12 protein-coding genes are annotated in these 10,588 nt (G+C 39.1%); all 12 read right to left on the bottom strand.

Going from position 1 to position 10,588, the window contains the following annotated elements:
• Window positions 1-1,253, bottom strand: a 1,253-nt coding sequence (locus tag AACU95_RS09210) for a hypothetical protein (RefSeq protein ID WP_237612041.1), incomplete at its 3' end; no start/stop codon positions are given.
• A gap of 5 nt (window positions 1,254-1,258) precedes the next feature.
• A complete protein-coding gene (locus tag AACU95_RS09205) occupies window positions 1,259-1,915 on the bottom strand; it encodes a DUF2612 domain-containing protein (RefSeq protein ID WP_004243615.1) in 657 nt (218 codons plus the stop codon).
• Window positions 1,912-3,099, bottom strand: a complete 1,188-nt coding sequence (locus AACU95_RS09200; RefSeq protein WP_017628010.1) for a baseplate J/gp47 family protein — start codon at window positions 3,097-3,099, stop codon at window positions 1,912-1,914. The genes AACU95_RS09205 and AACU95_RS09200 overlap by 4 nt, the downstream gene beginning before the upstream one ends.
• A complete protein-coding gene (locus AACU95_RS09195; RefSeq protein ID WP_004243617.1) occupies window positions 3,092-3,436 on the bottom strand; it encodes a hypothetical protein in 345 nt (114 codons plus the stop codon). The genes AACU95_RS09200 and AACU95_RS09195 overlap by 8 nt, the downstream gene beginning before the upstream one ends.
• Window positions 3,433-4,125: a Gp138 family membrane-puncturing spike protein gene (locus AACU95_RS09190; protein WP_004243621.1), complete on the bottom strand. Its 693-nt coding sequence runs from the start codon at window positions 4,123-4,125 to the stop codon at window positions 3,433-3,435. The genes AACU95_RS09195 and AACU95_RS09190 overlap by 4 nt, the downstream gene beginning before the upstream one ends.
• Before the next feature lie 2 nt (window positions 4,126-4,127).
• Window positions 4,128-4,940, bottom strand: coding sequence for a baseplate hub protein (locus AACU95_RS09185; protein WP_004243622.1), 813 nt, complete (start codon window positions 4,938-4,940; stop codon window positions 4,128-4,130).
• Window positions 4,909-5,229 carry a phage baseplate plug family protein gene (locus AACU95_RS09180; RefSeq protein ID WP_004243623.1) on the bottom strand — a complete coding sequence of 107 codons (321 nt, stop codon included), beginning with the start codon at window positions 5,227-5,229 and terminating at the stop codon, window positions 4,909-4,911. Before AACU95_RS09180 ends, AACU95_RS09185 begins: the two co-directional genes overlap by 32 nt.
• 12 nt (window positions 5,230-5,241) lie before the next feature.
• The gene (locus AACU95_RS09175) at window positions 5,242-5,730 is read right to left on the bottom strand and encodes a phage baseplate protein (protein WP_004250719.1); all 489 of its coding nucleotides are present in this window, start codon (window positions 5,728-5,730) and stop codon (window positions 5,242-5,244) included.
• Between the two features lie 2 nt (window positions 5,731-5,732).
• Entirely contained in the window at window positions 5,733-8,036 is a 2,304-nt protein-coding gene (locus AACU95_RS09170) for a hypothetical protein (RefSeq protein ID WP_049201140.1), read from the bottom strand.
• A gap of 82 nt (window positions 8,037-8,118) precedes the next feature.
• Window positions 8,119-8,577 (bottom strand): hypothetical protein, encoded by a 459-nt coding sequence (locus AACU95_RS09165; RefSeq protein WP_004243627.1) that lies wholly within the window; start codon window positions 8,575-8,577, stop codon window positions 8,119-8,121.
• 59 nt (window positions 8,578-8,636) lie between these two features.
• Window positions 8,637-9,089, bottom strand: coding sequence for a phage tail fiber protein (locus AACU95_RS09160; protein WP_012368088.1), 453 nt, complete (start codon window positions 9,087-9,089; stop codon window positions 8,637-8,639).
• Between the two features lie 10 nt (window positions 9,090-9,099).
• Window positions 9,100-10,587 (bottom strand): DUF3383 domain-containing protein, encoded by a 1,488-nt coding sequence (locus AACU95_RS09155; RefSeq protein WP_141192174.1) that lies wholly within the window; start codon window positions 10,585-10,587, stop codon window positions 9,100-9,102.
• Window position 10,588 lies beyond the last annotated feature (1 nt).

The following is a 10,588-nucleotide window of genomic DNA, read 5'->3' as shown; positions in this document are numbered from 1 at the left end:
ATAACACAAACTCTTACTATTCCCGTATTCCCTTTACCAAAAGCGCGATGTATTTTTTTACCATTATTAGATGTTTTGAATGCACACCAATTATTATCAGAGTGACCACACCACATTGGAATATCATCTATAGGAGGCATAGTAAATGAACTCCATTGATTACCACCAAGATCAACCCATACTATTTTACCTCGAATATCTTCATTTATATTAACACCCTCACCACTTAGCCAATTACCATTATATAGTTCTTTCCAACCTGTTACTTTTTGTTTCGAGTATCGACTATCACTTTCCGCTTTAGTATAGCTACTCCCAATAACTGCATAATTCCCTTTGGGTTGATAATTCCCTTTGGGTTGATAATTCCCCTTAGGCTGATATTTACCATCTGACTCTGATTTAGAATAACTATAACCTGTCGCTAAATAATTGCCTTTAGGTTGATATTTATTATCAGATTCCGTTTTAGTATAGGATGCACCCACTAATGCATAATTGCCTTTGGGTTGATAATTCCCTTTTGGCTGAAAAGCATCAGTAGCGGCTTTTTGGCTAATAACATGAGCCGTTGAGGTTCCGGTCGCTTGAGCAATATTACCTTTATCAAATTTTTTATTAAGCTCATTTTTTAAATTGGTATTGGTGGCATAATCTCCTGAAGCTTGATAATTGCCTTTAGGTTGATATTTCCCATCAGACTCCGCTTTGGTATAGCTATCGCCTTTATTCGCATAATTTCCCGCAGGAGCATAATTGCCTTTGGGTTGATATTTAGTATCAGATTCCGCTTTTGCATAGCTATAACCTTCCACTTGATATTTACCCACCGGCTGAAAACGCTTATCAGCCTCGGCTTTGTTATAAGCGCCCACTTCATTCGCAGTGATATCAGCTTTTAACTCAGCCCATGCATTACCGGCAATAGGCTCAATATTATTATTCTCAATTTTAGACTGCCATACCTTATTGTTATGATAAACCACACTACGAATAGCATAGGGTTTGCCCGCTTCTGACCATTTAGCAAAACCTTGTAATTGCATTTCACCAATAGACTCGGTGATATCGTGAAATAGGCTATTCATTTTTTCACGTTCAATATCTTTTGCCGCCGGATCAGTGACTTGGTCACGCTCATAATCATAACCGTAACCTTGAGTATAAGATACTGAGCCATCTGTTTGGATTTCAACAGGCACAACTGTTTTATCCCCTTGCGTGGCAAAGGGGATTTTAAATATTTTAGTCATAGGATTTATTCTCCGAAATTACTCTTTAAGAAATTTTTACGATATGAACCATAACCAAATGCTTTTTTAGTTATGATGCGATATTTGACGCCTACGCCAGAAGGACGTGGCATTAAATCGAAGTTTTCTAATAATAAACGTAAGCGTTCATCTGGATTAAAATTAAAAACGTAATACATATACGTCATATCAAAGGGATCAAGTACAAATACTTTACTTTCACCTCGCCAGAAAAAACGTTTTAAAAATTGATTAATATTGGTGACCGTCGGACTTTGGGTGAGATTAAAATAACGCATTCTTATCAACATTCTTTTTTGATCTAACGTCAGTGATAAGGTGTAATCGGTATTGCGTCGAAAATTTGCGTTAAAATTAGCTTTCTTTTTACCAAAGCCAAAACCTATTTTTGTTTTCTCACTTGGGGAAATATCAATGCCTAAAGGCACATCTAAAATACGCGCCCAGACTGCTAACCCAAAGTCGTTGGCGGTATCAATATTAAATATATCGCGATACCAATTTTGCCAAAATAATACGGTGGATTGGTGAAAATAATCTGCCTTAAAATGAGCCAGTGATTTTAATTTATCGGCATTTTCATATTGCCAAAGTATCGCTTGTAAAAGATCTGAATGATAATCAAACTGTTGAATATTCATACCATCACCACTTGTATCGCCCCTTTAGGTAAGCGGGCAATTTGATTAATGGCAATGGGAATTAATGCTACATGCCAATTTTTTCCATCTGTTGATAACTCAACTTTTGTGACAAATAAATGTGGCTCCACAGCATTGACGGCAGCGGAGATCTCAAAAGGAGAGACATCTCTCCCTACCACCAGCCCATTATCCCCCTCTATCTCTCCATGACTCCATTTTTCTAGTGCATCAGGAATAATGGTTTGTGCATCAAAAGAGGATTTTTTAACGGTAACTTTGCAAAAAATCGTCACTTCTTTTGGTCGTGAAAATTTAATCGGATATTCTTGACCACTTGCTGGCTCTAAGAGATTTATTTCAATATCACCATTAAACGCCGCACCTATTGTTTTCGTTCTTAATAAAACATTGGCAATTTCATGGCTGTCTCCCCCTTCAACACAGACATAAATGCTATGTGGCAATAAGGAAATACCATCGATAGTTAATGTTTTATCAGTGAAATTTTCTCGAAAAGAGAGAGAGTTAACCCCAGCTAATTCATAGAGGGACGATGTAATAGCTTGGGCAACACTGATGGTATTTTTAGCGAGAGTCTGTTTACGCCGACGCCTGGCTTTAATATCAGATTCTGCATAACGGCCAATAATAGCGTGCGTGGTATTATTGACTTTTTCCCAGCCTAATACCGAACTTGCCACTTTATTTAATTGCCCAATACCACAAGTGATAGGCCCGTACTCTTTAGCGCGCATATCCCCAGTTATTTTTCCAGTGTCTGCGATAATAAGAGAGGTTAATGTTTCAAATACTGCGCCATTTATCGTTAGAGCTTGTGAACCTTTAGGGATAATGGTGCCGGGCACTCCCATAAATTCCACATTACTTAAATAGGAGTGTGTGGCATTAATACGCTCTCCTCCCATTAACGCCCATATTGCATCAAGAAAAATACCCCCAGCAATATCGGGATTAATTTGATTAGCAAGTTCGGCATTATTACGCACAATGGCATCGCGATTTTCAATTTCCATTGTTGCCAAAACCCCTTGGGGCGTTTCTGGCGATAAATTGATTGATTGCCCAAAGACAGTGCGAAATTCGTCTTCTACCTCCTTTCGTAGCGCTGCCGTATCAGGAACAATAACGCCTTTATTATTAATATATCGATAATCAGCCATGTAATGTAAATCCTCCATATATTGTGCGTATATCCGCCTGATATTTCAGTACGCCATTATCTAAAAAGGCATTAAAATGGCTGATAGCCACAACTTCCTCGATTTCAGCCAGACGTTGTCGAAAAGCCATTTCAAATAAAGGAATATCAACTTGACGGCTAAATGTTGCTGACCAATAAGGAATACCTTTATCTTTTTTATGCAACATCTCTCCACGAACCGCTTTAATAAAATGCTGACAAAGGTTTTTTACTGCTTCATCATTATCACAAATTTGCAGATCACCTTTAGCATCAATCACCAGATCATTATGCTGGTTTATAGCAAATGTCCTCATATTGGACTCCCTGTGTTATCTTTGCCTGCTTGTACGCCACTATGGCGATGGGTTGAACCGATATCTTTCCCGTTGTGACGCATCACGCCCCCTTGAGAATCACTATTTCCATTTACCGCATAATTACCATTTACTGTGACATTGCCGGTAAATATCGTTTCTCGGGCATTGATTTCATACTTGGGGGTTTCCAGTACAACTTTATCGTTATGAAGAGAAAAGCAGACAGAACCATCCATTGACTGAATAACCAAAGCATCAATATTTTTTCCGTCGATCACCCAACCTTTTAAGGTGTCAGGAAAAAACATCGCATCACTAAAGGTATGTAATCGGGTGGTATTAGGTCTATCCTCTAGACCACCGCGTTGAAAAATAAGGCTAATATCACGATCATTAGCTTTTAACCAACCAAAATCTCCCGCTTTAATCGGGGCTCTAATAAAAAAACCTCCGCCACCAAAGCGAAATACGGGAATATTTGCAACGGGTGCTCGTGAAATAGTTTGATTATCCGTGGTTAACATCATCACCAGTGGTTTGATCACGGCTCGATTGCTTTTTTCATCATAATCAATGACTGTTGCGGGCAACATATCATCCGTATTCATCATCAAATGGCGAAATGCGGACGAGAAAGCCCCTGCCAGTGAACCAACACTCGCAATATCGTTATTGGGTTTACTCATAATTAAGCTCGTTTACAAATTGCGGTATAGTTGAAATCAGCCTCATGTGAAGCAACACTAAACGCTAATTGCTCAATGATGTAATCACCATTTAATGAAGGGTTTAATTTACTCTCAAGGCGAAGCATTCCACCAAGCTCCGAGGTGCTATCAATTAAGTAACTTACGGTTAACCCACTTTCTGTCGCTTTGGGAATGCCAATCATGCCTGAATTCATATTTAAAATACGCAAACGGCTTTTTAGTGCTTTGTCGTCATCTTTTACAAATAACGTATCATCATCAATAAAGGCTTTAACGTCCCCAGCTTCCTGTAAACGTTCTATTTGATGCAATGCTGAGCCACAATAATACCAATTAGCAATATTCTTATCGGTAGCTTGAAAATCTAGTTTCACTCCACAGTCATCAGCAATAGCCAAGGCTATTTCACTCAGCCTGCGCATTGTGCCGCCACTGGAAGAAATAATTTTTCCCGCGCTTTGATGACTGGTTTTTGCCGATAAAGTTAACGTCACATCAGGAGGTGAATCTATTTCAGCACTGACAATATCGCCAATAAATAAAGAGAGTAATCCGGTATTAACTCGGCCGACCTCCAAATAGAGTCGTCGCGTTTGCTTATTGTTATTATAGGGACTGGTTTCTGTCAGCAGATAATCTCTTGTTTGTGCATTTAGCCCTGAGATAGTGACATTACATTCATTTTGTAATGGATTGGCATACTTTGTTCCACTGGCTGAAATACGTAATCCTTCATACCATTGAAGCCGTTCTCCGACTTCAATTCCGAGCCTTATTCGTCGAAGATCCATCTTCCTCACTCCAATACACTAATGATTGCGTCTTGGTAAATTCCTCATACCAAGGTAATGCATCATGCTCTGTTAAAAACATTAAATTAATTCCCTGATTTAAATAGCGATAAGGAATTATCGGTGTATTAGCAACAAGGCGCATTCCTGTAATAAGTATTTCGCCTTCTCGCTCGATATCACAAAACATGGTTTGATTAGCCACTTTAAGCGTTAATTGCCAATTCACACCGGCTATTGCTACAGAAAATCGTTGATTAGGAATGGCTTGTAATGGTATTTCTTGCATTTTTTCTACCTCCTAGCCCTGTTTTTTTCCTATTGGCATGGATTTTTTACTTTTCACATTTCCTCGATTAATCGTTGAGGATTGCTTAGGTTTTTTAGTCGATTTAGCTGATTTTTTATTGTATTCAGGCTCAATGCTTTTCCATTCAATAAACTTGAGTTTTAACTCAATAGCGTCTACTTTTGACGGATCTTCATCATGGCTAAGACTTTCTAATAGCATTGGTTGATAGGTACTAACACGTGTTTGAATACCCACTAACGTATTTTCGTCATATAACTGTTTTATAGTGGCATAAGCATTGGCAATATCGCCCGTTAACAATAAGCTGATACTGATACTGATGGGGTTGATCACCACATGGTCACTGCGGCTTTCCCCATTTTCTACCGTAAATGTAATCGCTTGGTGGCTATCGTCTATGGTGACTTGAGTTGGGTTAACACTATCAAACAATGTGGTAAAAGAGGCTAAATCAAAAATTCTAACTTCCGTTATCATAATTACACCCTCCAGCCACTAGAGTGATTCTGCGATATATTTTTAGCCTCTTGCTCTGTATAAGATTTCTTGATTTCTTTAACCACCTCCGCACCATTTGTGGCTTGAGTTTCAATTTTGATTTCACCAATTTGCACATTACTTTCGTTTTTAATGCTTGATTGATTACTGATCATTTGACTGGTCATCGGGTTTAAACTGTTATTTGACGATATTGCTAATCCGTTATTTAACGATTTAACCTCCTGCATAGGACTATAATATCGTGTCGCTGTTTGAGATTGTGGCAAGATATAGTCAAGCTCCCCCTCATTTGTTAATCGCCGCTCTACCTTTTGCACCACACGAATTTCTTTTTCTTCGTCGTCCATACCGAAAAAGCTTTTGGCTGATTGCCATATATCTTGTATTAGGTTGATTTTTTCATCGACAAAATCCAATATCTTTTCAACACAGCCCCACATCCATTCAAATAGGCTCACCACTGAATCAGAAACAAAAATAAAGATATCAATAATGGATTGCCCCCAAGCAATAAGATTATTAATCCCTATTTCTAGAGTCTGTATAAATTGATTAAATGAGTTAGATATTAGATCCCATGCAGCAATAACAAAATCAGCAACAACAGTGACAGCCTCTTTTAAATATTCAAAGAATGATTGCCATGCCTGCCATATCGTCATGATCACACTTTTTAATACTGGGTATTTTTCTAATATACGGCCGATCATGGAATCGTTACCGTTAATAAAATTCATAATATCGTCATAGACGAGTTTAAAGGCGACACCTAATAAACCAATCACCGTTGCAATAGCAATAATAGGTAATGCCATGGCAAGTGTCGATGCGGCAGCAGAGATCATGACGGGTAAATAATAAATAGCAACAGCGGCGCCGATGGCGGAGAAAAAGCTAATCACAATATCTTTATTTTTCACACAAAAATCGACTAATTTATCAAACCATTCCATACCTTTTGCCAGCGTAGGAATAATCATATCTAAAAAGTTATTTTTGAATTGTGCCGCTAATTGACTAAATTTATGTATTGTGGCATTGAGTTGGATCGCACTTTCAATACTGTCGTCGTTGATACCTGAGAATTGTTTTTGTACCCCCATCGTACGCTCTAGCTCTTGACGCCCTTTCATCATTAATTCGATGGTTTTATCATCAACAACACCTAATTTTTCCAGCTCTTTTTGGGCATCATCAAAACTCATATTTTTAACGTTATCAGCGACCTGTAAAAGCTGCTCTATGGGATCTTGCGTATCATCAAACGCAGTTGCCATAGCGGCTAAATCCGCTTGAGCAGCTTCTTTCGTGCCACCAATTGCAGCCATCGCCCCTGAAAAAGCGTCAATATCAATCGCCGCAATACCCATTTTTTTACTGAGTTTATCTAATGATTCGATTTCTTGAGAACGTTCAAGTGACGCAGAAAATACCTTTTGTAACGTCCCCATAATATCCGTTGCACCTATGGCGTTTAGGATAAAATCTTTCATTTTATCGACGGTTTGCTGATAACTTTTCCCGGTTTCATCAACACTACTGCTTAATCGACGTTGAGCTTGAGCTTCTTCTATTGCCGCTTTAATACCTTGGGTTTGCATGGTGCTGATAAATTGATCGTAATCGGCACCTAGATTTTTAATCACCTCATCAATAACTAATTTATTTTCTTTATTTTTCTTTTCTGCCTCAGTTAATAAAGTTAATTCATTATTTAATGAAGCAAGCTGATCTTCCATTGCCTGATATTCAGCATTTAAATTCGCAAGATGACTTGCATCACTATCCACATCATTGCTAAGCAAATTTCTCGTGTAATTTAATACTGACATCGCATCTTTTAGAGCGTCAATGCTTGACGTAATTGAAAGGATCTTCTCTTGTGTTTCACCACTATTTATTTCAATATTTATGGGCTCATCAAGCGATAAACTCGTCAGCCCCGTTAAGATATTTTGTAAAAAAGTATCAAATTCTTGAGTACTACTAAGTGCCGTTTTAACGATTTTTTGTATCGAATTTTCAACAGTTTCAGAGGCTTGAATAATTTCTTGGTTGTCCACCGAAAGGTTTATTTCAGGCTCCAGTGATAATTCGTTAAAACTGGTGGCTATTTCTTGAACAAAGGCAAAAAAGCGATTAATACCTGCTGATGCGCCCTGCTCTATTTTCTTCATTTCCTCAAGAATTTCGTTGGTCGATTTCCTGATATTATTTAATGCGTTATCAGATACCTCCGCGTCTAACGTCAGTACCTGACTAAATACGGGTAATAGCGACATTATCTCTCCTTGGACGCCGCTAGCGCCTCGTTATAACGATTGGTAATCGCAATTTCCCACAGATCAAAAGCTTCCTCTAAATCTATGGTTGTTTTGAGTTCTGTGAAAGAGGCGAAGCCGGCTGAGATGATGACGGCAAAGAAGCCATCAGCGTTTTTATAATCGACGGGAGAGAACCGCTGAGCTTGCCTAATAGGTATTGAAGGAAATTTTGGCTCCCGCCGTTGCCGAAAAAACTGGTGTTGTACTTTAACATTTCTAATTCAAGACGAATTAACGCTTCCCCATCAGGGACGTGATTATCAATTAATGTACTGGTTTTTAAATAAATTTCTTGGCCTTCTTTTTCTACAGCAACATACGCCATCATCTTTAACATGGCCTCTTTACTGACTTCATAATCACCGATTTTAGGGGCATTTGATAATGGGTATTTAGCCAAGATCTCTCGTCCAATTGTGGCGGGTAACCGGCTAATAATAAAGGTATGCTGTTGACGATCACTATCAATCACCGTGATCTCTTTTGGTTTAATCAACATATAAAAACTCCATAAAAAAAGGCGACCGAAGTCGCCATGATAAAAAGTAAGATTAATAATTAACGCGCTCTAACACGGTCAAAATCTTGGAAAATAAAAGTGTACTGCTTAGATTTAAGGCGTCCTGCCCCTGCGACTGAATTACCTCGGCAACCGTCAGTAATACGTCCATTACGTGCCGTGGTAATAGAGCCATCACCATAAGAAGCGACTAAAGTAATCACATCACTGGCAGGACGTCGTCCCCGTCTTGCCGTATTAGCATCAAACAAAATAGCTAGATTTTCGTCTTCTTCACTTCCCGCTAACACATTAATGGTGACCGTTTGAGGTGTTGGTGAAGACCAACTGACCAAATTACCATTAATATCTACCGCTGTTTGTGTAATATTAACTGTCGGTAAATCTAAAGGATCACCTTCATCAGAAAAGGTGGTGATCGGAATACCCGCTGGAAATGTTTTACTTGCTTGAATAATAAGGCTTAAGCCTGTTGCTGAAATATCGTTCATTGTTTGTTCCTTAAACTAAATTATGTGAGCCTTCAACTTTACGAACCCAATCGCCTTTACCGTAAATCAATACATATTTCATGGTGTATTCCGGTAAATTCCCTGGCCCTGTTTGTTCAACGATTTCAGCGTTGTACCAATAACCTTTGTTTTGTACATCGTGCCACGCTAAATCATCACCTGCCGCATCTGTAATTGCGATTTTTTGTACTTCTGTTAATGCTTTACCCGTTTGAATAGTGCCGTTATTTAATGCCTTTGTTACTGCCCCAGCAATGATCATCATCGCTCTTGCTTCACCATCTTTATTCGCAGGAATACCGCGCGTTGACAGTAGTAAACTAAGCCATTGCTGTGCAATATACGCTTTTAGCCATTGCTCATTGGCATGTACGCTCATATCTACTGGATTAGCACCATTACCACATAAAAAGCCACGTTGATAGAAGCTGATCTCAGAGCCAGATACCGCCGTTTCACCATAATAGTTCACGCGCAATTTATCTAAGCGATCGGCCGCCATATCTGTGGTAACTTGCGATGGGAATGTAATACCAAATTGACGATACATGTAATTGGTGGTGGCATTAGTACGCTCAAAATCTGTTGCTGCCATAATCGCCATAGGCAACGCTTGCACAAAAAAGTTTTCCTCGGTTTTTAAATTCAACCCTGTCGATGCTGTATTCATTAATGCCTTGCTGTACATTTCAGCTTGTTGATCTGGCACCGATAAATAAAGTTGGTATTTGACATTTTCACCTGCTACGTATTCAGCCAGTTCCACACTTTGCTCAATAGATAGTTCGGTTAAAAATGTTGCACTACCAAATGAGTCAGAAATAGCTTCTGCAGCCATAAAGGCTTCAAGGGCAGTCTGTGATGCATTACCCTCAGAAGTTTGTCCCTGACTTAACCCTAAGGCATCAGCAAGAGGTGAGTTGTTGACGCTAATCTGCGCTTTTTCTTGCACACCGCCACTGATTAAGAAAGCACTATCCATAGCATTAAAAGTCACATAACAACTGGCAAATTGTGGCTCACTTTCAGCATTGAGTTTTGCTTGAATTAAAGATGCGATATCACTATAGGACGTCACGTCTTGAAGAGAGAGCTTGCTGATTTTTGTGGTCACATCGCCAATCATCAGCGTTAACTCACCCTCTTCAATCAGCTTTAATTTATCCAGTGTGGCAACCGGTCCACCAAAGAGTGTTGGCGCTCGTCCCATTGGCTCATAAGAGGCAATTTGTAGCTCTTTAGGCTTGCTGACGGGAGCCGGACTCACATAACTAAAATATTGGCGGGCAAATTGCGCTTCTGGAGAATCAGCTCCCAGAAACGCATCAACTTTACCAGAAGTAAATTCGAGTACTTTCCCTGCTGGAATTTTAGGGTTTGTTGAAAAAATACGTGCGGTCAGTTTACGCATTGGTGCAGTAGAGGCACCAATCACCGCACTCGCAATATCAACATAGCGTGTTTGTTTAATAGACATA

Source organism: Proteus sp. G4415 (assembly GCF_963896075.1).
Lineage (GTDB): Bacteria > Pseudomonadota > Gammaproteobacteria > Enterobacterales > Enterobacteriaceae > Proteus > Proteus mirabilis.
The sequence above is the reverse complement of the archived record's forward strand: the minus strand, read 5'-3'. Positions and strand labels throughout refer to the sequence as shown.

Coding starts and splice junctions, on each gene's coding strand:
- AACU95_RS09205 (WP_004243615.1), bottom strand. CDS start 1,915: ATGAATATTCAACAGTTTGATTATCATTCAGATCTTTTACAAGCGATA.
- AACU95_RS09200 (WP_017628010.1), bottom strand. CDS start 3,099: ATGGCTGATTATCGATATATTAATAATAAAGGCGTTATTGTTCCTGAT.
- AACU95_RS09195 (WP_004243617.1), bottom strand. CDS start 3,436: ATGAGGACATTTGCTATAAACCAGCATAATGATCTGGTGATTGATGCT.
- AACU95_RS09190 (WP_004243621.1), bottom strand. CDS start 4,125: ATGAGTAAACCCAATAACGATATTGCGAGTGTTGGTTCACTGGCAGGG.
- AACU95_RS09185 (WP_004243622.1), bottom strand. CDS start 4,940: ATGGATCTTCGACGAATAAGGCTCGGAATTGAAGTCGGAGAACGGCTT.
- AACU95_RS09180 (WP_004243623.1), bottom strand. CDS start 5,229: ATGCAAGAAATACCATTACAAGCCATTCCTAATCAACGATTTTCTGTA.
- AACU95_RS09175 (WP_004250719.1), bottom strand. CDS start 5,730: ATGATAACGGAAGTTAGAATTTTTGATTTAGCCTCTTTTACCACATTG.
- AACU95_RS09170 (WP_049201140.1), bottom strand. CDS start 8,036: ATGTCGCTATTACCCGTATTTAGTCAGGTACTGACGTTAGACGCGGAG.
- AACU95_RS09165 (WP_004243627.1), bottom strand. CDS start 8,577: ATGTTGATTAAACCAAAAGAGATCACGGTGATTGATAGTGATCGTCAA.
- AACU95_RS09160 (WP_012368088.1), bottom strand. CDS start 9,089: ATGAACGATATTTCAGCAACAGGCTTAAGCCTTATTATTCAAGCAAGT.
- AACU95_RS09155 (WP_141192174.1), bottom strand. CDS start 10,587: ATGTCTATTAAACAAACACGCTATGTTGATATTGCGAGTGCGGTGATT.